General features: G+C 54.4%; 23 protein-coding genes, 1 tRNA gene and 4 pseudogenes. 14 read left to right on the top strand and 14 right to left on the bottom strand.

Translation table 11 applies throughout. The features are described from left to right. Positions 1 to 603: 603 nt before the first annotated feature. Positions 604 to 1,878 carry an OprD family porin gene (locus tag RYB66_RS18065; protein ID WP_004667253.1) on the top strand — a complete coding sequence of 425 codons (1,275 nt, stop codon included), beginning with the start codon at positions 604 to 606 and terminating at the stop codon, positions 1,876 to 1,878. 33 nt (positions 1,879 to 1,911) lie between these two features. On the opposite strand, the gene RYB66_RS18060 is transcribed toward RYB66_RS18065, so the two are convergent. Next, positions 1,912 to 2,406: a hypothetical protein gene (locus RYB66_RS18060; RefSeq protein ID WP_004667254.1), complete on the bottom strand. Its 495-nt coding sequence runs from the start codon at positions 2,404 to 2,406 to the stop codon at positions 1,912 to 1,914. A 159-nt stretch (positions 2,407 to 2,565) separates the two neighbouring features. Here RYB66_RS18060 and RYB66_RS18055 point away from each other — a divergent pair, with 159 nt between their 5' ends. The 4 genes and pseudogenes from RYB66_RS18055 to RYB66_RS18040 all read left to right on the top strand — a co-directional run. Beyond that, the gene (locus tag RYB66_RS18055; RefSeq protein ID WP_005746658.1) at positions 2,566 to 3,114 is read left to right on the top strand and encodes a GNAT family N-acetyltransferase; all 549 of its coding nucleotides are present in this window, start codon (positions 2,566 to 2,568) and stop codon (positions 3,112 to 3,114) included. 100 nt (positions 3,115 to 3,214) lie between these two features. After that, complete coding sequence (locus tag RYB66_RS18050) at positions 3,215 to 3,688, top strand: GNAT family N-acetyltransferase (RefSeq protein ID WP_005746659.1); 474 nt, start codon at positions 3,215 to 3,217, stop codon at positions 3,686 to 3,688. 163 nt (positions 3,689 to 3,851) lie between these two features. Next, positions 3,852 to 4,091 (top strand): type II toxin-antitoxin system RelB/DinJ family antitoxin, encoded by a 240-nt coding sequence (locus tag RYB66_RS18045; protein ID WP_002551444.1) that lies wholly within the window; start codon positions 3,852 to 3,854, stop codon positions 4,089 to 4,091. Further along, positions 4,081 to 4,323 (top strand): annotated as a pseudogene (locus RYB66_RS18040) (type II toxin-antitoxin system RelE family toxin); the annotation flags it as partial. The gene RYB66_RS18045 and the pseudogene RYB66_RS18040, both read left to right, overlap by 11 nt. Before the next feature lie 44 nt (positions 4,324 to 4,367). On the opposite strand, the gene RYB66_RS18035 reads toward RYB66_RS18040, so the two are convergent. The 3 genes from RYB66_RS18035 to RYB66_RS18025 all read right to left on the bottom strand — a co-directional run bounded on the left by RYB66_RS18035 (position 4,368) and on the right by RYB66_RS18025 (position 7,308). Then, on the bottom strand, positions 4,368 to 5,105 hold the full coding sequence (locus RYB66_RS18035) for a hypothetical protein (protein ID WP_005746662.1): 738 nt from the start codon (positions 5,103 to 5,105) through the stop codon (positions 4,368 to 4,370). Positions 5,106 to 5,248: 143 nt separating this feature from the next. Continuing rightward, a complete protein-coding gene (locus tag RYB66_RS18030; RefSeq protein ID WP_005746663.1) occupies positions 5,249 to 6,334 on the bottom strand; it encodes a type I restriction endonuclease in 1,086 nt (361 codons plus the stop codon). A gap of 551 nt (positions 6,335 to 6,885) precedes the next feature. Next, a complete protein-coding gene (locus RYB66_RS18025; protein WP_005746664.1) occupies positions 6,886 to 7,308 on the bottom strand; it encodes a DUF1493 family protein in 423 nt (140 codons plus the stop codon). A 189-nt stretch (positions 7,309 to 7,497) separates the two neighbouring features. On the opposite strand from RYB66_RS18025, the gene RYB66_RS18020 reads away from it, so the two are divergent. Further along, on the top strand, positions 7,498 to 7,839 hold the full coding sequence (locus RYB66_RS18020) for a DUF5713 family protein (RefSeq protein ID WP_005746665.1): 342 nt from the start codon (positions 7,498 to 7,500) through the stop codon (positions 7,837 to 7,839). A 103-nt stretch (positions 7,840 to 7,942) separates the two neighbouring features. Next, on the top strand, positions 7,943 to 8,557 hold the full coding sequence (locus tag RYB66_RS18015) for a histidine phosphatase family protein (protein ID WP_005746667.1): 615 nt from the start codon (positions 7,943 to 7,945) through the stop codon (positions 8,555 to 8,557). Between the two features lie 229 nt (positions 8,558 to 8,786). On the opposite strand, the gene RYB66_RS18010 is transcribed toward RYB66_RS18015, so the two are convergent. Together RYB66_RS18010 and RYB66_RS18005 are read right to left on the bottom strand one after the other, a co-directional pair. Further along, positions 8,787 to 9,353, bottom strand: coding sequence for a nucleotidyltransferase family protein (locus tag RYB66_RS18010; protein ID WP_005781643.1), 567 nt, complete (start codon positions 9,351 to 9,353; stop codon positions 8,787 to 8,789). A gap of 1,063 nt (positions 9,354 to 10,416) precedes the next feature. Then, entirely contained in the window at positions 10,417 to 11,163 is a 747-nt protein-coding gene (locus tag RYB66_RS18005) for an NADPH-dependent F420 reductase (RefSeq protein WP_005741056.1), read from the bottom strand. A 124-nt stretch (positions 11,164 to 11,287) separates the two neighbouring features. On the opposite strand from RYB66_RS18005, the gene RYB66_RS18000 reads away from it, so the two are divergent. Beyond that, entirely contained in the window at positions 11,288 to 11,686 is a 399-nt protein-coding gene (locus RYB66_RS18000) for a winged helix-turn-helix transcriptional regulator (RefSeq protein WP_005741057.1), read from the top strand. A gap of 403 nt (positions 11,687 to 12,089) precedes the next feature. On the opposite strand, the gene RYB66_RS17995 is transcribed toward RYB66_RS18000, so the two are convergent. Both RYB66_RS17995 and RYB66_RS17990 read right to left on the bottom strand, forming a co-directional pair. After that, a complete protein-coding gene (locus RYB66_RS17995) occupies positions 12,090 to 12,893 on the bottom strand; it encodes a YopT-type cysteine protease domain-containing protein (RefSeq protein ID WP_160309133.1) in 804 nt (267 codons plus the stop codon). 239 nt (positions 12,894 to 13,132) lie between these two features. Next, positions 13,133 to 13,264, bottom strand: a pseudogene (locus tag RYB66_RS17990) (integrase); the annotation flags it as partial. Between RYB66_RS17990 and RYB66_RS17985 the strand changes: the two are divergent. The 3 genes and pseudogenes from RYB66_RS17985 to RYB66_RS17975 all read left to right on the top strand — a co-directional run bounded on the left by RYB66_RS17985 (position 13,265) and on the right by RYB66_RS17975 (position 15,249). Further along, on the top strand, positions 13,265 to 13,975 hold the full coding sequence (locus tag RYB66_RS17985) for a hypothetical protein (protein WP_029240923.1): 711 nt from the start codon (positions 13,265 to 13,267) through the stop codon (positions 13,973 to 13,975). Further along, positions 13,948 to 14,172, top strand: a pseudogene (locus RYB66_RS17980) (hypothetical protein); the annotation flags it as partial. The gene RYB66_RS17985 and the pseudogene RYB66_RS17980, both read left to right, overlap by 28 nt. Before the next feature lie 597 nt (positions 14,173 to 14,769). Further along, complete coding sequence (locus RYB66_RS17975; protein WP_081023545.1) at positions 14,770 to 15,249, top strand: type III effector; 480 nt, start codon at positions 14,770 to 14,772, stop codon at positions 15,247 to 15,249. A gap of 116 nt (positions 15,250 to 15,365) precedes the next feature. Here the strand turns inward: RYB66_RS17975 and RYB66_RS17970 are convergent. The 3 genes and pseudogenes from RYB66_RS17970 to RYB66_RS17960 all read right to left on the bottom strand — a co-directional run. Continuing rightward, positions 15,366 to 15,593, bottom strand: a pseudogene (locus RYB66_RS17970) (DNA-directed DNA polymerase); the annotation flags it as partial. Positions 15,594 to 15,614: 21 nt separating this feature from the next. Next, the gene (locus tag RYB66_RS17965; protein ID WP_005781638.1) at positions 15,615 to 16,010 is read right to left on the bottom strand and encodes a S24 family peptidase; all 396 of its coding nucleotides are present in this window, start codon (positions 16,008 to 16,010) and stop codon (positions 15,615 to 15,617) included. A 1,125-nt stretch (positions 16,011 to 17,135) separates the two neighbouring features. Beyond that, positions 17,136 to 17,211, bottom strand: a tRNA-Thr gene (locus RYB66_RS17960). A 104-nt stretch (positions 17,212 to 17,315) separates the two neighbouring features. Here RYB66_RS17960 and RYB66_RS17955 point away from each other — a divergent pair. The 3 genes from RYB66_RS17955 (at position 17,316) to RYB66_RS17945 (ending at position 19,732) form a co-directional block, all read left to right on the top strand. Further along, complete coding sequence (locus RYB66_RS17955) at positions 17,316 to 17,558, top strand: hypothetical protein (RefSeq protein ID WP_227024881.1); 243 nt, start codon at positions 17,316 to 17,318, stop codon at positions 17,556 to 17,558. 410 nt (positions 17,559 to 17,968) lie between these two features. Then, positions 17,969 to 18,976 carry a J domain-containing protein gene (locus tag RYB66_RS17950; protein ID WP_005745032.1) on the top strand — a complete coding sequence of 336 codons (1,008 nt, stop codon included), beginning with the start codon at positions 17,969 to 17,971 and terminating at the stop codon, positions 18,974 to 18,976. Positions 18,977 to 19,408: 432 nt separating this feature from the next. After that, positions 19,409 to 19,732: a DUF6124 family protein gene (locus RYB66_RS17945; protein ID WP_005745034.1), complete on the top strand. Its 324-nt coding sequence runs from the start codon at positions 19,409 to 19,411 to the stop codon at positions 19,730 to 19,732. A gap of 295 nt (positions 19,733 to 20,027) precedes the next feature. Here the strand turns inward: RYB66_RS17945 and RYB66_RS17940 are convergent, their stop codons facing one another. From RYB66_RS17940 to RYB66_RS17930, 3 genes are read right to left on the bottom strand one after another with little or no spacing between them, the layout of a single operon-like run. After that, the gene (locus tag RYB66_RS17940) at positions 20,028 to 21,299 is read right to left on the bottom strand and encodes a methyltransferase (RefSeq protein ID WP_057404897.1); all 1,272 of its coding nucleotides are present in this window, start codon (positions 21,297 to 21,299) and stop codon (positions 20,028 to 20,030) included. Position 21,300: 1 nt separating this feature from the next. Beyond that, positions 21,301 to 21,990: an ABC transporter permease gene (locus tag RYB66_RS17935; protein WP_002555785.1), complete on the bottom strand. Its 690-nt coding sequence runs from the start codon at positions 21,988 to 21,990 to the stop codon at positions 21,301 to 21,303. Next, positions 21,987 to 22,682 carry an ABC transporter permease gene (locus tag RYB66_RS17930; RefSeq protein WP_003318319.1) on the bottom strand — a complete coding sequence of 232 codons (696 nt, stop codon included), beginning with the start codon at positions 22,680 to 22,682 and terminating at the stop codon, positions 21,987 to 21,989. Before RYB66_RS17930 ends, RYB66_RS17935 begins: the two co-directional genes overlap by 4 nt. Positions 22,683 to 22,707: the final 25 nt, after the last annotated feature.

Here is a 22,707-nt window from a genome sequence, read left to right as displayed (position 1 = left end):
CGATGGGCTTTTTGTTTTTACCTGTCGAGTAACATCCTGTAACAGATGCGCAGAGCGCTACCTCTGAAGCAGGTTGGTAAACGTTCGTTTTCTTAGCTTGACTGTCATATGGCGTGAGTAGATTTAGCCCCTCATGAAATCAAGAGGTTTTCGTTATGAACGCAGGTATGAACCAGCAGCGTGCTCGTGGTTTTTCTGCTTCTCTCAGTAACGAGGCCCGCCAGCTAGTGGCGGATTGGTTAAGGACGACCAGGCCCGCGAAATCCAGACCGGATGTTCGCGCAATGTTGTTACAGCGTTACCCGGCAGGCCTGTTCAACGAGGCCGAGCTCGAAGCGTTGCTCCGCGTGTTGACCGAGCGTGTTGATTGCTCCAGCAAACTTGGCTGAGCCGCTCTAGGCCGGCCATCTGCGTGTTTGACACCCCCATGCGTCGGGACTAGGATTCGCGTCCCACCGTCTGCGGCTCAATCCTGTACGTGCATCAGCAGTCCACTGCGATGAATTCGTGTCGCCTTCTATACTGCTTGTTCAGAGGCTGGAGGCCCCGATAGCCATTGGCTGTCGCTGCAGCGCGTGTCAATTCGCAGAAAAGGAAGACAAGATGCTTAACAAACGTATGGGCATGCTCGCTTTGGGCATCATCAGCGCCAGTCAGGCCATGGCCGAAGGGCAAGCAGACTCAAAGGGTTTCGTCGAAGACAGCAGGCTGATCGTCAATCTGCGTAACGCCTACATCAATCGCGACTACAAGAACGACCGTGAAGACAAGTCCGAATGGGGCCAGGCTTTCATGGGCAACTTCGCGTCCGGTTTCACTCAGGGCACTGTGGGCGTCGGCGTTGATGCCTTTGCCCTGTACGGCATCCGTCTGGATGGCGGCAAGGGTCGCAGCGGCAATGGCGGCATCGACTTTTTCAAGCAAGGTGACAGCGGCGCTGCTGCCGATGACCTGTCCCGTGCAGGTGCGGCGGTAAAGGCCCGTATCTCCAATACTGTTATCAAGTACGGCGACCAGATGCCTCAGTTGCCGGTGCTCAGTTATGACAATTCCCGTCTGCTGCCGGAAAGCTACACCGGCACCATGATCACCTCTAAAGAGATCGACGGGCTTGAAGTGGTTGCCGGGCGTTTCACCCAGGAGGCGCGTAAAAGTGCTGAGGGTCGCGACAGCGGTGATCTGAAAAGCATCAACGTCTACGGTGCCAGCTACAAGTTCACCGATGCATTCAGTGCAGCTTTCTACGCCTCCGACAACGAAGACGTGCTCAAGAAGCAGTACGTCAACCTGAACTACGTCTTTGCTCTGCCGCAAGATCAGTCGCTGACCTTCGACTTCAACGGCTACAAGACCAAGCTGGACAAGGACTTCACCACCAGCGATGCGCGTGACAACAAAATCTGGAGCCTGGCCGCGACCTGGGCTGTGGGCATCCACTCCTTCACCCTCGCACACCAGCGCAGCACCGGCGACATGGGCTACGCCTACGGTGGCTATCGCAACGATGGCGGCTTTGGTGATGGCGGCAACACCATCTACCTCGCCAACTCCTACTGGTCCGACTTCAACGGCAAGGACGAGCGCTCCTGGCAGGCTGCCTACGGCGTCGACCTGTCCGGCCTGGTCCTGCCCGGTCTGAGCTACAAAGCGGCTTATGTACGCGGCGACAATATCGACGACGGCACGCCTGGAAGCGGCGATGGCACCGAACGCGAGATCTTCAGTCAGCTGACCTACGTGGTTCAGAGCGGCCCGGCCAAGGACCTCTCGATCCGCCTGCGCAACTCATTCCTGCGTGTCTCGGATGATGCGTTGGCGTACAACAGCGAAGGCAACGAGACGCGTATCTTCGTCGACTACCCGATCAACGTTTTTTGATGTGAGGGAGGCGGCCTGGCAAAAAAGGCCGCCTCAATCCGCAATCAACTGCACAAACACCGCGAAGCCGCCGAGGAATATCCAGAAAAAGCTGAACAGCCAAGGACTGCGCTTGGAGAACAGCAAGGACTTTTTCGGCCCTGTTTCGCTGGATTCCCAGTCGCTGAACAGCGGTGAGTCGTCATAGGTCAGCCCGATGACGGGCTCGCTGAGCAGCAACTGAGACTGTTTGTGATGCCAGTGCTGGATGATGTCGCAAGCCGCCCGAATCCCCGGCCAGGCGAACAGCGTGCTGAGCAGCCCCAGCAAGGCCAGCATCGGCGGCACCACCAGCGTGAACATCGCGCCCCATTCAGTGTTCATGTTCGCCATGGACGACGCGTAAGCAATCACCAGAAACGACTGTGCTGATAAATAGGCGTTGGTGCGGTTGGACAGATTGGTGGTTTCGTAATGAATTTCGCGTCGATAGAAATCCAGCCGTTCCTTGGGCGAGCCAAACAATTTGACCTGCTGCTCATCCACCACGCTTTGGGGTGTCTGATCCGTAATGATTCTGGGCACTGGCGTTACCGATTTGTAAAAGATGCTGGATAGACTCCCTTGTGCATCAAGCAGTTCGACTTAATCCCCGGCATACGGGACCGTTCATCCTGTGAGCACTGTTCGACGGAGAGGGACATAGTCATGACTAACACCCCCACGCTGTACACAGACCGCCTACTGCTGACGCCCCTCAAGCTAGAGGATGCGCCAGCTGTCCAGCAGCGTTTCCCGCTATGGGAAATCGTGCAGTACCTGAACAACCGCGTCCCCTGGCCTTACCCTGAGGACGGTGCGCTGCACTACATTCAGGACGTTGCGCTGCCAGCCATCGCAAGCGGCACCGAGTGGCACTGGATGATCCGCCTACACAGCGCGCCCCAGGAGATCATCGGCAGCATTACCCTCATGACCCACCGCGGCAACAACCGCGGCTTCTGGCTACACCCGGACTGGCAAGGTAACGGCTACATGAAAGAGGCCTGCCATGTGGTCAATCGACAGTGGTTCGAAGTAATGGGCATGCCCGTGATGCAGGTACCCAAAGCCGCCCCGAATGAAGCCTCGCGGCGTATTTCAATCAACGAAGGCATGCGCATAGTGAGCACGCACGAGGGTGAGTTCGTCAGCGGGCGGTTCGAAGTGGAAGTCTGGGAGATGACGCGGGAGGAGTGGTCGGCGCGGGGGCTGTAAACAGCCACTTCGAACATCTGACGTAGAGGCCGACCGGGCACTAATCTGTTGCCAAAACCACGAGCCCAGTGATATTCCCGATAAACAGAGGGCGACCCGAATGCCGTTGACCCGCAAGACCGAGCCCGACATTACCCTGGTAATGGTCCAACCCGAAGACTTCGAAACCTTGGTGGCCATACGTATCGAAGCCATGCGCGAAAGCCTCGAGCGCGTTGGTCGGTTCGACCCGGTGCGCGCCCGAGAGCGTTTTCGTGAAGGGTTTTCTGCGCCATGCACACACTACATCCAGGTAGACGGCAGTAAGGTCGGCTTTATGGTCGTCAAACCGACCAGCGATGGCCTGTTGCTGGATCACCTATACATCAAGCCCGCCTTTCAAGGGCAGGGCATTGGTGCTGCCGTGCTTCGGCAGGTGTTCGCACAAGCAGACGCAACCGCCTCGACAGTACGGGTAGGCGCCTTGAAAGACAGCGACTCAAACCGCTTCTACATTCGCCACGGTTTTCAGCTCGTTGAGAGCGGCGAGTTCGACAACTACTACCTCCGCCCGCAACGTCTGCCGATGTGCTGACGGGTTGGAATATTAATCCGCAGTTGTCACGTTTTTGGCTGTACGCGCAGCTCGAGCTGATCAGCGAGAGCGTAGGGATCTAAATGATCTTTACAGCTGCTTGCAAAAATGGCCACTTTGCCTCACTGTAAATACAAATGTCATTACACTGGAGGATGCCCACATGGCGTCTATCAACGTTCGTATCGACGACGATCTCAAAGCGCGTGCTTACCTCGAGCTGGAAAAGCTTGGAGTCACCCCCTCGGAGTTGCTGCGCCAAACCCTGCAGTACGTAGCTGAGCGTGGTCAGCTACCCTTCAAGACGGTTCTGATGACAGAGGAAGACGAAGCGCTGTTGGCAACTGTGCGCGAGCGCCTTGCAGCTCCGCAGCGGGTCAAGGTTTCACTGGATGACCTATAACCTCGAATTCGATGCGCGGGCTCTAAAGGAATGGCACAAATTAGGAGATACCGTGCGTCAGCAGCTCAAGAAAAAGCTGGCTACGATTCTGGTTGCTCCGCGTGTTGAAGCCAATCGTCTGCATGCATTGCCTGACTGCTACAAAATCAAACTGCGCAGTAGCGGCTATCGGCTGGTTTATCAGGTTATTGACCAAGAGGTTGTGGTCTTCGTGGTTGCGGTAGACAAGCGTGGATGTCCGCCCGCAACGGCTGACGAGTCGCTGACTGGTGTTGATCAACCCTCAGTGGCGGCCTTTTTGGCCGCACGTGCAGCGAGCATCGCCGCTTCCGTTTCCTGGGTGTGCAGCTCACCTTTGTACGCCAGTTGATTGAAGAACATGCCGTCGATCTGATCTTTCGATGGCGTCGACGTCTTGGGAATAAACAACGCGCCCAGATCCAGCGAGCTGGCGAAGTTCTCCTTTGTCAGGTTGTACCGTCCCAGATAACTGCCGCTCCACGGTGAATCGGCATCGACCATATCGATAGCCGTCTCCCGGTAGGTGGCGGCTGCAGCTTTCAGCCCACTGGACGCATTCAGCAGCGTGTTTAATTGCTGAGTGTCCGCATCGCTCAACTCACCGGAACTGTTGGTCGCCTTCAGATTGCCGTTTGCCTCAATCGTGAAGCCAAACTTCTTGCTGGCCAGATCCGGATAGACAGACGCCAGCGTCGACTTGAACGCTTCATACGAAGTCTTCAACGCCTCTGTAGAGTTACTGTGCTGCGCCGCTTTCTGCGGGAAGTCAGGCGACTGCGAACGGCCTATCCAGGTATCGACTGCTTCCATCGGCTCAGTGGTTGCAGGCACTTCGGTACTCGGGTGGTAAACAACGGCAGGCGTGTTGGCGGCAGCGTTCTTCAGCGCTTCTTTCTGCGCGTCGGTGAGCGGCTGCGGCGTTAGCGTGATGCCGGAGTTGGGCAGAGTGATGGTGGGAGAGGTGTTGTTGCCGGGGGTTAGTGAGATAACCATTTCATCGATCCATGATTGCGGGGTGTAAGGAGGGTATCGACGGGGAGGGGGAGAGCTTGAGGGGAGGTCGGGGGGCGTAAATATTCCGACGTACTTGCAAGGCGCGCATTGCCGCGCGCGCCCTTAACGGTATTAATGCTTCTTCAGGACTCTGCGTAGCTCAATACAGTGTCCTTTAGGGCATCGGCAAAACCGTAAATATCGTCCAGGGAAGCGATCGGGTGGCGGGTCTCGCCCTTGTCCTTTTCAAAAATACCGATGTATTTCTGAGCGCGATTGAAATGCAGGCGAGTGATGGGTTTTCGGTTGTTGTCATCCAGAAGAATGCCGAAATAACTTTGTGTATCACGATGAGCAATACGTTTCGCTTCAACCACAGTGCGGATAATCGACTTGACGATATGGAAGCCTTCCATTTCTTCCACCGTCGTTACGATCCGGTCGTCTAACGGCTCTTCCTTTTCAGGCTGAGTGTTATTTTCGATGATGGTTTCGGCCACCGTGGGTGCCTGAACTCCGCTCATTGCCAGCTTCAACCGGTCGTTGACCTGATCGTTCAGAAATTGCGAGGTGGCCTTTTTGGTCAGAATCGTGAACTGCTCACGTACCTTCTGAGTGATTGCGCCCTCATAAATGCGTGACGCGAAATAACGGACGAAATCATCGTCCGGCTGACTGAACTGGGCCGCAATCACACGCTTGATCTGACCTACGTACTTCAACTCACCAGCGGCATTGAGAATTGACTCAACGTCGAAGGACGACTTGGTCAGCTTCTGTAATTCCGGAATGGCATGGTCATCAATCGCCAACAGGTCCAGTTCAAGAAATGGTTTTTCATCCATCTTGTTAGGCGCGTCCAGGTCTGTAAAAAACTTGTAGACCCGGCCATTGGTGAGGATCGAAATCCTTGCAGTTGTCACATGGAAATAACGGAACAGCTGGCTGGCATGATTGATGTTCAGCGGCTCGCCGATTTTCTTGGTCTCTATGAGGATCTGAATATTGCCCTCTTTAACGATGGCATAGTCAATCTTCTCGCCTTTCTTGGTGCCTACATCGCACGTGTATTCCGGCACAACCTCAGAAGGATCGAATACATCGTAGCCCAGCACGGTATGGATAAACGGCATGACCAGAGCCGTTTTGGTAGCCTCTTCGGTGCGTATGGACGCAGCTTGCTGGCGGACTTTTGCGGAAAGGGAATTGAGTGCTTCAAGAAAATCCATTTTTATTGCTCCGTGCCGGGCTCGTGAGCCCTCAGTCCTATCGATAGTCAATAGAGGCGCAACGCTACTACGAGGGGCTGCGAAATAGCTATAGGATTTTGAGACGTGAGCGGAGATATCTGAGGAAATCGGAAACTTCTTACGCGTGGCGGGGCATAGCGGGAGGAGTGGTCTGTTTTGGTTCGTTCGTAATGAAGATCTAAATGTGCGTTGCTAAATCTGATGCGAAAAAAGGGCTTGTAGGCTGAAAGCACTTATTTTGTATGGTGCCGGCACCAATAGTCGAGCTTCTCGAATTGGTCCAGTCGTTGTTGATGCTACTGGTCGACACCTGCTTTTATGCCCAATGCCAGAGCTGCCTTATGAGCTTTGCCTCGGGAGCTTGGTAGGTCGCGGCCTGCTCAAGGCCACGCGTACGGGAAACCTCCGTCACGCTGAAAGGAGGTTTGAATTATGTGGATTGCTGCAATCTGACGTCATCACCGAGCGCATCCACTTTTCGTAAGGCCTTGGGGTATGACATGCATACCAAGCGGATCACGTAGGCAAGATCAACGGCTCTTTATCTTGTAGCCATCAATCGGAATATCTTCTGTGCGCTCATACAGTGGAGCATCGCTGAATGTGGCTTGTTCAAATGCTTGTGTATCCCAACGTCTCGCTTTCAAGGCTAAATACAACATGCCCACTCTCAGCGGTATGTTTCCGCGTCTGTCTTTGGCGCGCCTGAAGGAAAAGAAGTTGAAACCTTCTTCCAAAAAGTACCGATAAGGGTCGTAATCGTTAAGATCGATAGAGAACCTTTCGAAGAACTCGACCATCAGATCATTTGAATCGTCGCCATCTACACCCATGTCCCTCGCGACATCGGTCGCCAAGCTGAAGCTTTCAAATGCCTTCCTTCCAAAGCCTGCGGTATCGTGGATACAGACGACGATGCTATCCATTATTTTGTAATCAAGGGGTTCGTGCATGGCTAAAAAACCTGATCTTCGCTGCTCACAACGGAGTTATAAGTGACCACTGTCTTGTAGGCTATCAGTCCTGGCTCCGCCGCCGTATACGCCCAGCCCGCAGAGTGGGCAATAATCTTGTAATGCATCTCAGATTGTCACCTCAATTGGACTCACTGAGCGCTCACTGTACATCGACGAGGGACACCCATGCAGTTGACCAATGAAACCATGGCCAAACACACCTTCTTGAAAGGCATGTATCAGGACGAGTATTTCCCCGATGCCGTTGTGAAAATGTGCGAAGACGTGCTGGTCAACCTGTGTCACGAAATCGAGCGGCAAAAGCCTTCCGACCTGGATGCGCTGTATGCTCTGACTCACAAAGCGACAGAGCAAATCAACGAGCTGGAGGAGGTGTTCGAAGAGAACGGCAGTGAGATCGAAACCTTCGCCCGCGAAACCATTGCTGAGGATTTCGTACGGATAGCAGACGCTTATGGTTTCACCGACGCAGACATTGAGGAAATGATTGCGCCGCGCGAGTGGTAATCCGCCCCATGTATGCGGCGCCCCTGATGTTGATGGTTTTTGCCAGAAGAGGGCGTACGCTGGAATGAGCTCAGTCTCTACCCCTCACACGAGTCTCTGATTAATGAAGCAGGTCAGACTAATTCGTCACGGACAAAGCGCTGCCAACGCAGGCGAAGCCAGTGTGGATCACGCGACTATTCCCCTCACACTGAAGGGTGTAGAACAAGCGCAACTAGTGGCCCGATCATTCACACATGCGCCGGACCTGATTATCGCTTCGCCGTTTTCCCGAGCGCAGGCAACCGCGATGGCGACCGTAGCTACCTACCCTGACACCCCTTTTGAAACCTGGCCTATTCAGGAATTCACCTACCTCGAACCCGCGCGGTGTGCCAACACGACCGTTGCTCAGAGAAAGGATTGGGTAGACGCTTATTGGGTCAGGTCAGACCCGGCGTTTACGGATGGCGCAGGCGCTGAGTCTTTTTCAGAATTTATAACCAGAGCCCAGACTTTCCTGGCTCGACTCACAGACCATCCCGCCCAGAACATCGCAGTGTTTTCGCATGGGCAATTCATCAATGCCGTCGCCTGGTTGATCGAGTGCAGGCCGCAGGTCATTTGTGAGCGGGCTATGGCTGAGTTGCGTGAGTATGAAATCGCGAACCATGTGCTTAATGGTTGTGGATATGTGCTCTCCAGGCGCGCAGGCGACGCTGGATGGGGGTTAGGCTGATATCGCTGACATAGTCGTCGAGGCTTTCCGGAAGCAAAGTGCTCTGACGTCAATGTTCGCCTTGGGTGAAGCGCTTCATGGGTAATCCTTGCGATGAACTCCTCATAAATCACAAATGTTCGCTGTTGTGCTTTTACAAACCCGATGCCGTTTGCAGCCATAGGGATAGACAGCAATCGGCTCTCATCCCCCATAAATGCCTTCATCGGCATACTCCGCGCGTTTCGATTCAACCTTGGGGGTCTACGATGCTGAGCCAGGGCCAGCGAGCTTGATAACTTTTCGCCTTCTGATAGAACAGATCTGGCTTGGGATTCTTTGGATTGATACGAAGTAGCCCTTGCTCGGTGTCGGCCAAGCCATTGGGAGCATAGACTTCGCTAGTTTCAACATCCAAACCTATGCAGGTACCGGCAATCAGGTAGCGATCAATCCCGTCTTTAGCCGACTGAAGCTGGGGGTAATTCCCGCCAAACCGCTTGCTGTACCACAAATGAACGCGAGCCTGATTTTTGATCTCAATGTTAACTTCGAGGTCTTGGAAGAGACACCGAACAGAGTTGATGACCTCATTCTCTGCCTCCCAAGACAGATCATTGTCGAAGTAAAAAACGTCGTAATCCTTCACCCCCCAGGCTGACGGCAGGTGAGACTGATGATTCCAGACGGCTTGGAACAGGCAGCCGGCAGTGAGCATGCATTGATTCAAGCCGAGTGAAGGTAAGCGTAAGATGAGTTCAGCGTTTAATGGATTGGCCATTGCTATCCTGGCCAACCTCTCGACAGTCAACGTCATTTTCATCCTCTTGGAATCGATCCAGTCCTAGTGTCCGACAATACACCATAGCCTTGTAAAGCTTCGCCAAGGCCAGCGTTTTTAAACACTTCGAACCCACAGCGGACACTTGATATCTTGGGCGCTTAGCCGCCCATCGATCGCTTATGAATGGGTAGCTCCGACTTCAAGCTTCACTTGTTACCAAATGCGGCACTGGTACTTTTAAGGATCGGAGATGTTTTTTCACAGGTAAGGAAAATTTTCTGACCCTTGAGCTGGGAGAAATCCTTCCTGGTTACGATGCCCATACCAAGTACGAGATTTACTTCAACGTCAGAAAAGACGATCACAAGAATACGGTCAAGTTATTCATCGAAAGCGTCTACGTGCGTGATGAGCACGCCGAAAATGAGCCGGTGAATTTCAAGAAAGAAGACAAGATAACGGCTTGGAAGCTGTTTTTGAAACGAGCGAGGGGGCAGCCCGTCAGAGGGCATAAGGGGAACAACTTGAAGCTTGGCAAGCGCTGAAAAAACAAACCCCCCAGTGAAGGGGGGGCACGGATGCCCTTAGGGTAAACCCATCAACCGGCACGGCCGGAACCATTGGCGGCATCTGAACACCCGTAAATCAAGACGAATCGAGAAAGCTTTCGAATCACCTGAGATACGGACTCCGTATATATCCAGACACCGGTGGGCTACTCAAATCTGAGCAATCGGTCAATGTGTGCATGGAGATGCCCGATCTGCCTCATCCCGCGTTTCCCCAGCTATAGCTCTGCGAGGCAAAAAGTAACTGATGTGCGGGTATTCAGGGAGGGGCGAGCAATTTAGTTATATATGCAGCACAAAAAAGGGCCTGCATCGCTGCAAGCCCTTCTTTTATATGGTGCCGGCACCAGGAGTCGAACCCGGGACCTACTGATTACAACGAAGATGCTTTTAGCAGTAATATCAATCGGTTAGAGATTTTCTTATTACGTGGCAACGTGGTAGAAACGCTGTACTGCATAGGGTTTCTAGTCCTTATTACGTGATGGAAAGCCGCGTTCGGCAGGTTCCGATAGCTGCAATATCACTCAGATGTTGATAGCACGTACTAGGCGTACACCCCAGTCTTCATCAGGGTTAGCAGTCCCATCGCCAAGCCTTTCTTGCATTACGGCAACACCCAGATCTCGGCGCTTGGGCAACCTCTCTCGCTCTGCCGACTCGAGGGCTGTTGCGATTTCGCCATAGGTTAAATCAGTGCAGTAAACTGGAGCTCCAGGTTGCTGGCGCCAGCTTTGTGCTAGCGAGCCTGCGTCGAACGCGTCTAAACCGGTGTCGTTAACCAGAATCTTCACAAACTCTTTGTCGTGATCACGGTCGGCTGCAATTGGAATGGCTATGCGATCGGGTGCACCGGCAGGCTTACCCTTCTTGGCGAGGGATGCAGAACCAATGGCATTCCAAGCTTTGGCAATTGGGCGATCAAGTTGCTCGGCAACCCACAGACTCTCCACCTGTCCATTTTCAATCGCTTCGATTTTATTGTCTCGAAACGGGTAATAGTTCGAGGTGTCTACGATCACTGTACTTTCTGGAAGGCGGCCGATTTGCGTTGCGACATCGGGGATACGATTGAGGGGGATCGATAATATGACGCACTCTACATCGGTCAAAGCTTCGTCTGTTGTCACTGCCCGCGCTCCCCAAGACAGTAAGTCAGCTTCGATCGTGTCCGGGCCGCGCGAGTTGGCCACCTTCACAATGTGTCCAGCCTGGCTTAGTTTTTTGACGAGAGATTTACCAATGTTGCCTGTGCCGAGAATTCCGATCTTCATAAGTTCGCCTATCTGATATCTATTGCTCGGTAGCCAGAATGTTGATATATAAACTAGTCGTCAAGTACCTACTGAAAAGTGGGTAGGTAACCAAAAAGTAAGTATTGATTGAGCAGGGCACCCTATGGCAGAGCGCGATTGGCAATGCGACAACCCTAGACAGCAGCTTATTTGGGCAGCAGCGACTGGGGAAGCGCTACGGATTTTGGAAGGTAAGTGGAAAATCGCAATAATCGTCCAACTTTTCGCTGCCAAAGAGCCACTGCGCTTTTCTGAGCTAGGTAGACGTGTCGAGGGGGTGAATCAGAAGATGCTTATTCAGCAACTGAAAGAGCTTGAAAAAGATGGCATCCTCACGCGCACCATTTACCCGCAAGTGCCGCCACGCGTCGAGTATGCGCTTAGCGACTTGGGATTGGCGCTCGGCCCAACGATTGAATCCCTAATTGATTGGACATTACTGCGCCGGGAATCGATAAGCCCGGCAGTCGCGGAGTCGCAACCCGACACAATCCAGCCGTGACGCCAAGGGCGGATAAGCGCTCATCCCCATGGCGTTCGTTGGATGAACCACAGCGCATGACGCAGAGTTGTTTACCTACACATTAAGCTCGCGCCGTTAAGTTCTCATAACAGGTCTTATGTTCAATCGATCTCACAAGAAAGCCCGCTCTGGCGGGCTTTTTTTTGGCGTCTGCTGGACGCCAGAGGTACCACTGGGCAAAGTGACGGGATAGGGCACAACGAGTCTGCAGCTCCTATTAGCGTGTGTGCTGTCGGGCATCATCCCTTTTTTGAAATACTGATTAGGGATCAATCGAAAGCAACTAGTAGTATCTGATGCTGTTCAATTTTCGACTGAAAACGGTTCCACTGACCAGCATAGCTTTGCCCGTAGATCAGGACGAAAATCTACTAACTCAACGCTACGAAACTCTAAACTCGTTTACGCAATATACATCGTAATTCAAGTTGTTATAGTGATCGATCAAAGCTTTAAGCATCTGTGGGGCTTCACTACGAGATGATTGAAACTCACCAAGATTGGGGTCGAACAACTTGAACCTACTTCCTTCACAAGAACAAGCTATTGCATGGCCTTGAACGCTCGCAAAGCGTAAGCTTAGCAAATGCTTTCTACCTGTCTGAGCCAAATCGTTTGCTAATGTTTGGGCTAATTGCGCACTACCACCTGATGCTCGAGCAGTTTTAGGTTCTCTGCGCAATGAGAAACCTGCATCCTCGATGACAGCGGTGCTGGCCGTGAAAAACGGGGCTTCGTCATCATTTGAAAGTGCCGAGGCTAATGCATTGTCATAAACCTGATGCCTCTGTGCTCCGTTACTTTGCCCTTCTCCATTATGGTCAAGGTGGTCCATGCGCGATTGAGCGTCGCCGCTGTTGCTCATTACAAGCCATTCGGTAGAAAGACCTGCGCAGATATTGTTTCGATTAACATCTCTGGATGCTACTGCAAAATCTTCTAAGTTAACCTGTGTCGTAGAATCATCTTCTAGATTTACATTTGAAGAAGATACGCAGCCTTTGTCACCCAGCATCAGGGCTAGAAACGGATGTATCCCGCGTGTCTTAGGCCTTAAAGCTAAGTCCAAAGGCATCTGTTGATTTGTTTGCGCATGCTCAGGTTGAGGCGCGCTTGATGCCTTTGGAGCATGGTTTTCCTGATGATGTAAAATAGCTATCGATGATGTTGCTATATTTATCTTCATATGTGCCTCAGATTGCTTTCGACGTGGCTCTTCGACCAAGAAACTGGCCAAGTACCCTAAAATCGATATGTGGGTGTCCGGATGAGCCATTCGGTTCCATAACATGCAGGCAGGCGCTATTCCTCCCGACATTCCGTCTTACTCAGTCTTCAAAATAGACGGCAGCAACTGATCAATCTCGCTCGTTCGGCGCGTCGGCAAGCGCATGAGAACATCCTTCAGGTACGCATACAGTAGGTCTACGTCCGTGAGGCGTTAACAAGTGGGATGCTGAGATCGTAGACATCCATCATCGCTCCGTCCCTGTGACCGCTCGCCTCTTGCTTATCTGCCCTAGTACCTGCCGTGTCGGTGATGCCCCTACGCTTGAGGTGAGCATGAAGCTGCACAAGGTGCTGACGATCGGCGGCACGGTCATGCCGTTGGTCAACGACGATGTCCGTCTTGACCTCAAGAGTCCGGGCCGCGCCACGTTCACGATCAAGGCGGGCGTTACCGTCAAAGGTTTGGTCACGTTCGATATCGGCTACAACGAAGCCGTTCTGCAGCGTCATTTCATTGGCTACGTCGAACGCTGCACCGCCACCAATGGCATCGAGCAGGTGGTGCTTTGCAGCGAGTTAGCCGCGGTGCTGGCCAACCCGTTGCCCATGAACCTGCGCCACGTGGATCTGCGCGCTGTGCTGGCCGATATCGGCGGCAAGACCGGGCTGCGCTTTCAGGTACCGGATCAGGCTTATACACGCACCAAGACGCCGTTTTTCTACAACCTGGCCGCTGGTTACCAGGCACTGGACAGCATGGCGCGGGTGTTTGGCATCAAGGACTTTATCTGGCAGCAACAGGGCGACGGCGAGATCTACGTTGGTGCCTGGGCTGACAGTTTCTACGGCGCTCGGTCGCCGTTGCAGTTGCCGGTTAACCTTTTCGACGGTTACCAGGGCAGTCAGAGCGCAATGATCGCGGCCCTACCGGGCTTGCGACCAGGCGTATCAATCAATCAGGGCGAGCGGATCACGAACGTGACGCTGGCCGGCACGCAGATGGCTATCAAATGGACGACGCAATCAAGCGCAGCGTAGAGCGGCAATTCCCTGAACTCACTGGTGGCTATCACTTGCCGCGCTTCGCCAAGGTCGTAGCCGTGGCGGATGCGCCGGCCAGCGCCGGTCTGTGTGACGACTTCCGACCGCGCTTCTCGGTCGACCTGCAGGTGATGGGGCCAGACGGCGAGATCGACACGACGTTGCCGGTATTGGCCGGTGTGCCGCTGCCGTTGTTTTTTCACCTGTCAACTCGCATCAAAAATCTGATTATGGATACTTTCTTTCTTACGACGGTGTCGATTTTAAAATTAATGATTGGTGGGGTCGTGCTGAAGATTTTTTAAAAGTAGTAAAAAATGCGCCGAAACCCATAGTTACTATTTATGAATATATCTCGGTTGATCCGGCACCTGTTCGAGCACGCGGTGAGCTGCATATAAAAATCTGAATGCGCCGCTCTTGGCCCAACTGGTTGCTCTCCACCATCCACTTCAATGGAAAGTCAACCCTTTACGCCATACCACTAACAAGTGTTCTAGATGCGGAACAGTCAACCAGCTTCCCAGCCAATTTGGGAACCATTCTTTTCCAGGGTACAACCTGACCCCATCTCAATCAGGAGACGCTTGACTTTTCCTGGCGTATCCAGCGAAGGCGAAGGACATGTATCGTAAAACCGACCGCTAAGCTACATCAGGCGGGTATTGCACCATAACCCTAGGTTTTTTAGAGTCCCTTACGAGAGTTGGATAGGACAGTGGAACCGAATGCACCTCAAGCGCCACTCACTAGCAGTCGACCATGCTTTCATCTTAAGAGGCTTTATATAAATGGGAAATATGTGTGTACGTGGGTCCAGTATGGCTAATCAGGTACATTCTCCAGATCGAGCCAACAGCAGCTCTGGCGATAATAATGGCATAACACCCGATCAATTAATTAATGCAAGGCATGAACTGAGTGAAGTGGCAGGCCTGCCCAGAGATGTACACAGCTTCATTAGTAGCAACAGTGCACCTGCAGATCTAAGAGATCGCCATAACACCCTCTTTCGAAATACACAGACGGTGCTCGACGCGGTAGATATTCATGATAGGAGCGTGAGGGGAGACATATCAGCCATATCAAGCACAACCTCAGATCAACTTATGAGTAGCATTCAGAGCCTGAAATCTAAATGGGATGGATTTCGTAGAGAATTACAGCAGGCCATGCCAGCGCGTGCCTCCTCAGAACACTATCGCATAGCGGAACAACCAGGCGGATCAATGCAGTTGTCGTCACTTACCCCTAGTCCTTATAGGAATTAACTATAACACGGAGCTATGGCCATTGACCGTGCGCATACGATTTCGTCAAGGCCATGGCCCCCAGAACGTCGACAGAATCAGGGTGGCTCAGAAGCATTCCGCCTAAGCTACTAAAATGCGTAGTTGCTGCTAAAGGCCATGATCCCTTTCTGTCGAAGCGAGTGCTTGATCTGATAATACGGTGCACACATTTTGACGTGCTTCTTGGCGTCGTGGCTTCGAGCGACGACGCAGCAATCGTTGTCGCTTAAACCTCTGGCCAGATCTGGGCGAAAAACTCGTTCACAGCTCGCATAGAAGCTGCAATTGATCAACCAAAAGATAGGTTCGGGCTGGGGTTTCAAAGGTGCGTACCCTATGTCGTACTACCCCCCAAACATCAACTCTTCACCTTTCAGAATGTACTTGGCGGCATAGCTCGGGTTCTCCGACTGCAGACTGACGTCGTCACCCTTGATGCACAAACGCTTGCACATTGGCTCACCATTCACGGCAGCAATGACGATGCTTTTGTGACCAGCTTTTAGCGACCTATCAACAGCGATCAAGTCGGCATCAAATATTCCGATTCCCCTCATGCTGTCGCTGTCGATCTGCGCCACATAGATATATGGTGCCCTGACGTCCATCAGCCTACCTGACGAGAAATCTTGTTCGATATGAGCAGCTGCTGGATTAGAGAATCCCGTGGGGATCCTGAATGAGTAAAACGGTAGCAGTAGCCCCGACTCAGAGAGGCGGCCAAGGATTCGGACGTTCATTATGCATGCCTGAGCAAAATTTTTGTATGAATGCCCAGTAATCGTCGAAAGCAGGAGAGTGGCAATTTCGGGTGTAAAAATTTGCGATTGGTGGCCCTGATCAGCCTGGCCGGAAATCGTATTAGAAATAAAAAAATTGAAGGAAAAGCACTTATCCCCCTCCCGCCGACGGGCTCCACGTCCGTTTTTTGTGCGAATCCAGATGCGATGAAAGCACTACCCCAGCCCAGGCCAGCCGTGTGGTTGCGCAGGGGAGCGGCAATTGCACAACGTGCAAGCTTATGCAGAAAAATGTCAGCGCCTTACACAGTGAGCGACGGAGCGGTACAGATGGTGGCAAACCTCAGGGGCCCGGCCCGCTTGGGTGAAAAGTTGGAAAACCGAGGAGGAGGGTGGTTTTCCAAATCGACACCAGTCCTGAAGCGGCGCATCAGGGCATCGATAGCCAGATCACGTCAAACCTCTACAACGCACGCAGGACGGGGGCTATAGCCGCACTCAGGATGCTTTGGACGTTGCACACGGTTACACGTGCTGGTGACGACCTGAAGACCTTAGTCCGCTGCAGTCGGCGTTTTGAAAAAAAGCCGTTTTAAATGAGATCGAAGCTCAGGTATGGGAGGGTGTTTTCAAAAAGAGCGATATTAGCTATATGACCCACGAACCTAGGCTGGAGGCCACGGTTTTACTGGGCTGCGCGTATTACATCGAAAGGTAATATGAAGCAATATGAAAGGTAATATTTTCCTGAAACCCCCGGATTCATTGGGTTTTAGGAAATGAAAATATAGCTTTAGTAAAAGGTAATATTATCGCCTTTGTATCGCTTCAATATTACCTTTGCCCGAAAACGCTGAAAGCCACGGCCTGCAAGGGCTGCAGCCAATTTTCCCGAGACGTATTACTAATATTACCTTTTTTCTGACCCCCCTCAGATTTTGAGCGGGGCCCCCTGTACCGAGCGGTTGGCCAGGGTCTCGCGCTACTGCTCATGAGCGTCTGTAGCTGCGGTTGGAGCTCGACGTGGAGCGCGTAAGACAGGCCCGATCTTTGGCCTTGTTACGTGGCTTATTACGTCTGGGGAAAAAAACAAGGGCCTGCATCGCTGCAAGCCCTTGATTTATATGGTGCCGGCACCAGGAGTCGAACCCGGGACCTACTGATTACAAGTCAGTTGCTCTACCAACTGAGCTATACCGGCGTAATGGGCTGCGAGTATATAGCTTCTGATGCGCTTGTAAAGCCTAGCTGTCTGATTCAGTTGAAAAAAATCGACCATTGGCGCTTTGGGTGGGATGCGGGCGGGTGGTGGTGCAGGACGTTTCTGTTGGTTTTGGCGGAATGGTCTGCTTGATGTGTGTGAGCACTGCGTATTTGAACGCTGATTTCGCCTCTGGCACGCACAGCTTGTGCCTGACAGAACGCTGGATTTTTAACCTGGTCGCGCAAACCAATGCGCCCAGCGTTGATGGCGATTTGGCGTATGAACAGACACCCATCCGACCCCGCCATTTTCGGGCTGTTGCGGGGCGGGAAGGCTTTGCATAGGCTTGTTCTCAACGGCCCAGGCTACTGAGTCAGCAGCACGGGGCGTTAGCTTTTCAGCCAGCAGATAAAGGACTATCTGATGAGTAATGCGATGGATCGTAACCGGGTTTGGGGTTTTGTTTGCCGCAGGCTGGTCATTCGCTGAGGAGTTGTTGAAGGATATCTGTAGTTGCGTCTGGCCTGTCGGGTCTTGCGCAAGGTGGGGCTGAGGATTGCTGTCTGAATCGCATGAATGTGCGTCTGGACGCTCACGAAGGCTTCGTCGATGTTTCAAGAAATGCCCGGATCCTCTGGATTCGGGCATTTTCTTGTGGGCTGGTTCTTGTTGCGTTGCATTTGCACTGGAGATATGGGCTTTTTGGCCGATACATCTGTATCAAAATGGCAGTCAGCCATGGACAGCAAGTGCAATGCAGAGAACGCCCACGCATTACGAGCTGCTGAGTGTTGCTCGCGATGCCTCTCCTGAGCAGATCAAGAAGGCTTATCGCAAGCTGGCGCAGAAGCTGCACCCGGACAGGAATCCCGACCCTTACGCCTCGGACATGATGGGCGTGGTCAACGCGTCTCATGATGTGCTGGCGGACCCTTCGCGGCGTGCGGCTTATGATGCGCAGCTTGCTGCCGATGAGCACAAGGCTCGTATGGACGCGTTGCGGCGCAAGCAGGCGCGGGCGGCGGGTGGGCAGGCGGTGAATGTGTACGCCGCAAACTCTGCTACTGCCACTGCAACGCCCTCTCGGGCGGCTCGGACGGGCTCGGCTCCCAAGGCTTCTCCTTCCTTCTCATCGCCTTCCAGTGACAAGCGTCGTCGCAGTGCGTGGCGTTGGGCGCTGGTGTTTGTGGTGTTTTGCGCAGCCGGGGCGTGGATGGGTTATGACCCGGATGCTGGCAAGGCGTTTGTGCCAGCCGAGCCGGTGGCGCAGACGTGGGTCAAGCCAGCGCCCGCCGCACCGGTTGAAGAGCCTGTGGCCAGCCCGGCCAAGCCGGTTGATGCGGTAACGTCGGAGTGTGAGGTGCCCGTGCTGGATCCGATGGGCGCACCCTGGCCGGAAAAGGCGGGTTACGTGAAAGATATGCCGTTGCTCAAGGACAACGGCTGGTCGCAGATCACGGTGGATAACTCGGCCGGCGAGTCGGCGGTGTATGCCAAGGTCACGGATGCGGTGGGGCGCAGGGCGTTTCGGCATGCGTTTGTACCGGCCGGTGCGGTGTTTACGTTCGCCAAGATGGACCCGGGGCTGTATCTGCTCAAGTACAAGATGATGAGCACGGGCTGTGCCTTTGCGTCGGGTCGGATCTTGCTGGAAGAGACGCCGATGGGCAGTCAGATCAAGTCCAGTGCGTACAAGCTGACGTTGCGCAAGTTGCAGAACCGCAGTGTGCCGTTTGCGCGGTTGAAGGATGATCAGTTTTAGCGGTTGGGCTGTGACGTGAGTACCGCGTCGTCTGTTAATTCTTCGCGGACAAGTCCGCTCCTACGGGCTTCGGCAATTGTGTGCAGAGATCATCTTTTGCAACGCTTTCAGGCCGGTTTTTGCAGGCTTGGTCTCTTTCTTTTGAAGGACATTTCCGAGAGAATCCCCGACCGCTTGCGCCTCTCGATGTGTGCTTCTAATCTCCGCCCGTCGCTGCATATCAGCGATCGGGTTTAGTCGCCCGGATTTGAGTTAAGGCGTATCGCGTCGCTGTTTTGGTCAGGTCTTCTTCCTGCACTTTATGGCGGCTGTGCGCGAGGGCACCTTCGGGTGCGCCGGTCTTAGCTCCCGGTCGACTAACCTTCGCACAGCTGCCACCTCACTCGTTTAGTCGCGACCCCAGTGGCAGTTCCATTGAGGAGAGAGCTAAGCATGGTCAAAATAACCCCCGACCCACCCAAACAGTCCAGCACCGCGCCAATCTTCGACAAGGCGGTCGTCAAGCGCGCCATGGCGTGTTACCTGCCAATCCCCCGCACTGACAAAGAGCCCCACGACAGCAAGTTCGACTTCATCAGCCTGGAAGCAACCTTGGTGCATGCGCTGGATTTCCTGCGTTGTGCATCGGCTACTGCCCACGAACTGGGCGATGAATTGGCCGGTGCGCAACGCGACCTGGCGTTTGCCTCCATGCACATGCTGGAAATGGCCAAAGTCATGGTCGAGCGCTCGCTGGAGTGTGTCGAAGAGGTCTGAAACCTCGCACTAAACAAGTCGTGCACAGGCACTTGCGTGTGCACGATTGAGCCAGATAAAAGGCTTGTTCCAGAGCCTTTACCAAATCTTTATGCACAATTGCTTGATAAAAAAATACGCGCGTTACCAAATGTGCGCACATTGGCCTGATGCGCCGCAAGGCATTGTTTTTGCGGGGTACGCAAAGGATTGCGGGAAAAAATAAGGGGCTTTAGTAACTGGCGCGCCAAGCTTTAACGCACTCATCCACATTTTCATCAACAGACTTATCCACAGGTTGCTCAACCGATTTAGGTCACGATTTTCGAGCCAGAATCAGCAGGTTGCGTGGTGTAATCCGGCTGTCACAGAAAGTGCCAACGCTGACGCTGTAGCCCTGCTCGTGGACATACATTGCCCTGTCGAGCACCAGCCACATCTCCAGCGGACGCCGAAACAGGTCGCGGATCAGTTCCAGGTTGCGCACTTCGGCCAGCCTTTTCCAGCCAGCGGCTTCCAGAGAAGCCCAGTCCTGCTGGCCCGGTGCCGGTAGATTCTTCAGTCGCGCCAGATGATTGCAGTAGTCCGCGTAGGACGCGTCCAGCCAGGAAGTCGGCAGCGAGGGCGTGGGCAAGTAATCGTCAATGCCGCGCAAGCTGCGCTGCAGCAGGTCGAAGCCCAGACGGCGGGCCATTGAGATGTCGCGTTGACGACGCACGCGAGCGCCAGCCGTCACGGTTTCGCTGAGTGGCAGGCCGAGTTCGTCTCGCGACAGCTTTAAACCCGATGCCTTGCCGTCGCTGGACAGCGGCCTATAAAGGTCGTGCCGGGTGCGGTTGTAGCAGCATGGCGCGATTGCCATGTGCCGGCAGCCGGTCTGGCTTGCCAGCTCCATCAACTGGATGTGCAGGTCGCCGCAGGCATGCAGCGCCACAGGCGTGTGCTCGGGTTGCAGGCAGCGCCAGGCGTCGTCGGCCATGACATCCTGCTGCACATGCCTGGCGTCGATGCCTTGCCGCGTACTCAGTGCCAGGCCTGTTTCGATCAGCGCCGGGTCGTGCTCCAGGCAGGTCAGACGCTGACCGCGCCCGGTCAGGCGACGCCCCAGGTGGCCTTTGCCTGCGCACCAGTCCAGCCAGTGAGTGGTGGCATCACGCATGTCCAGATGGCTGGCGAAGGCTTCGATCTGTTGCCATTTGCGCCCCGGAACGTCGACACTCATGCGCGCATCGACTGGCTCCAGAGGATGTGAAGGCAGTTCAGCGACGTGGCTCAGGGCGACGGCTTCGGCGGCCAGTTGCGGGAACGGAAACGGCGCGTCGAGTTGTTCCGGGTGGTTATGCGCGGCCTCGGCCTGTTCCAGCGTGCGTTGCCGCAGCCAGTTTGCGAGGTCCGGGTATTTGTCTTCCCACGGCAGACGCAGGTGTGTGAACGGTTTTGGCCGCCACAAGGCCTGATGCGCGAACAGAAAGCTGTCCAGCGCACGAAAGTGGCTGCCGAGGTGTTCATCCTGCAAGCAAGGTTCAGTGGGCATAGTGGCGGCCTCGCGGGGCAAGGTGCTGACTGGGTCGACGCCAGCACCCTTCATATCAGCGCCCCTGACTGGCGTCTACACGCAATAGCTTTTCCAGCAGGCGGAAGCCTTGTACCAGCACGAACGTCATCACGAGGTAGAACATACCGGCGGCGAAGAAAATTTCTACCGGCAGGTAGGTGCGGGCGATGATCGTGCGGGCCATGCCGGTCAACTCCAGCAGGGTAACGGTGCTGGCCAGGGCACTGGCCTTGAGCATCAGGATGACTTCGTTGCTGTACGCAGGCAGACCGATACGTGCCGCGCGGGGCAGGACGATGTAGAACAATGCTTTCCATTTCGACATGCCCAGCGCCCGCGCAGCCTCGACTTCACCGACCGGCACGGCCTGAATGGCGCCACGCAGGATTTCTGCGATGTAGGCGGCGGTGTGCAGGGTCATGGTGACAACCGCACACCAGAAAGGGTCGCGCAGGTACGGCCACAGCGGCCCCTGACGCACCACGTCGAACTGCGCCAGGCCGTAATAGACCAGAAACAGTTGCACCAGCAGCGGTGTACCGCGGAAGAAAAAGATGTAGGCGTAGGGCAGGGCGCGCACCGGCCAGTGACGCGATGCACGGGCGATGCCCATCGGGATGGCGAGGATCAGCCCGGCGATGACGGCAATCGCCACCAGCTCAAGGGTCAGGGTCGCGCCCTGTGCCAGGCGTGGCAGCCACTTGATGATGACTTCCCAGTTCATGACGCGCTCCTCAGAAAGCCGCGACTGGCACGCTTCTCCAGGAAGTACATGCCGGCCATGGCCAGCACGGTCAGCCCCAGGTACATGAAGGCCGCGACCATGTAGAAGGTGAACGCTTGCTTGGTGAAGCCCACGGCGATCTGCGCGTGGCGCATGATTTCTTCCAGGCCGATCACCGAGACCAGCGCGGTGTCTTTCATCAGAATCATGAACAGATTGCCCAGGCCGGGCAGGGCGATGCGCCACATCTGCGGCAGCACCAGCTTGAAGAGGATGCGCGAGCGTGACATGCCCAGCGCCAGCCCGGCTTCACGATGACCTTTGGGGATGGCCAGAATCGCGCCGCGAAACACTTCGGTCGCGTAGGCACCAAAGCAAATGCCCAGGGCGATGACCCCGGCAGCGAAGGCGCTCAGGGCCAGGTCAGGAATGTCGAACAGTTTGCCCAGAGCGCGCATGCCGTTGACGGTGCCGAAGTAAATCAGCAACACCCAAAGCAGTTCGGGAATGCCGCGTACCAGGGTCGAGTAGGTACTGCCCAGCCATTGCAGCGGCTTGTAGGGCGAGGTCTTGGCCAAGGCGCCGAGCAGTCCGAGTATCAGCCCCAGGCACAGGGCCGAGAGTGCAAGCTGGACCGTCATCAGCGCGCCAGCCGCAAGGGCCGGGCCGAATCCGTGGAGATCAATGTTCATGGGCAGGCTTTGTCAGGGCCGGTCG

Origin of the sequence: Pseudomonas syringae group sp. 243L2 (assembly GCF_032587875.1) — a bacterium.
Classification (GTDB): domain Bacteria; phylum Pseudomonadota; class Gammaproteobacteria; order Pseudomonadales; family Pseudomonadaceae; genus Aquipseudomonas; species Aquipseudomonas amygdali.
Note: the sequence above shows the minus strand (reverse complement) of the source record. Positions and strands in the feature narration are given on the sequence as shown.

Bases quoted from the DNA above. Each gene is read 5' to 3' on its own strand.
- RYB66_RS18015 (WP_005746667.1), top strand. From the start codon at position 7,943: ATGAAGCAGGTCAGACTAATTCGTCACGGACAAAGCGCTGCCAACGCA.
- RYB66_RS18065 (WP_004667253.1), top strand. From the start codon at position 604: ATGCTTAACAAACGTATGGGCATGCTCGCTTTGGGCATCATCAGCGCC.
- RYB66_RS18030 (WP_005746663.1), bottom strand. From the start codon at position 6,334: ATGGATTTTCTTGAAGCACTCAATTCCCTTTCCGCAAAAGTCCGCCAG.
- RYB66_RS17930 (WP_003318319.1), bottom strand. From the start codon at position 22,682: ATGAACATTGATCTCCACGGATTCGGCCCGGCCCTTGCGGCTGGCGCG.
- RYB66_RS18035 (WP_005746662.1), bottom strand. From the start codon at position 5,105: ATGGTTATCTCACTAACCCCCGGCAACAACACCTCTCCCACCATCACT.
- RYB66_RS17995 (WP_160309133.1), bottom strand. From the start codon at position 12,893: ATGAAGATAAATATAGCAACATCATCGATAGCTATTTTACATCATCAG.
- RYB66_RS18020 (WP_005746665.1), top strand. From the start codon at position 7,498: ATGCAGTTGACCAATGAAACCATGGCCAAACACACCTTCTTGAAAGGC.
- RYB66_RS17935 (WP_002555785.1), bottom strand. From the start codon at position 21,990: ATGAACTGGGAAGTCATCATCAAGTGGCTGCCACGCCTGGCACAGGGC.
- RYB66_RS17965 (WP_005781638.1), bottom strand. From the start codon at position 16,010: ATGAACGTCCGAATCCTTGGCCGCCTCTCTGAGTCGGGGCTACTGCTA.
- RYB66_RS18055 (WP_005746658.1), top strand. From the start codon at position 2,566: ATGACTAACACCCCCACGCTGTACACAGACCGCCTACTGCTGACGCCC.
- RYB66_RS18025 (WP_005746664.1), bottom strand. From the start codon at position 7,308: ATGCACGAACCCCTTGATTACAAAATAATGGATAGCATCGTCGTCTGT.
- RYB66_RS18005 (WP_005741056.1), bottom strand. From the start codon at position 11,163: ATGAAGATCGGAATTCTCGGCACAGGCAACATTGGTAAATCTCTCGTC.
- RYB66_RS18045 (WP_002551444.1), top strand. From the start codon at position 3,852: ATGGCGTCTATCAACGTTCGTATCGACGACGATCTCAAAGCGCGTGCT.
- RYB66_RS18050 (WP_005746659.1), top strand. From the start codon at position 3,215: ATGCCGTTGACCCGCAAGACCGAGCCCGACATTACCCTGGTAATGGTC.
- RYB66_RS17975 (WP_081023545.1), top strand. From the start codon at position 14,770: ATGGGAAATATGTGTGTACGTGGGTCCAGTATGGCTAATCAGGTACAT.
- RYB66_RS17945 (WP_005745034.1), top strand. From the start codon at position 19,409: ATGGTCAAAATAACCCCCGACCCACCCAAACAGTCCAGCACCGCGCCA.
- RYB66_RS18010 (WP_005781643.1), bottom strand. From the start codon at position 9,353: ATGACGTTGACTGTCGAGAGGTTGGCCAGGATAGCAATGGCCAATCCA.
- RYB66_RS17940 (WP_057404897.1), bottom strand. From the start codon at position 21,299: ATGAAGGGTGCTGGCGTCGACCCAGTCAGCACCTTGCCCCGCGAGGCC.
- RYB66_RS18000 (WP_005741057.1), top strand. From the start codon at position 11,288: ATGGCAGAGCGCGATTGGCAATGCGACAACCCTAGACAGCAGCTTATT.
- RYB66_RS17950 (WP_005745032.1), top strand. From the start codon at position 17,969: ATGCAGAGAACGCCCACGCATTACGAGCTGCTGAGTGTTGCTCGCGAT.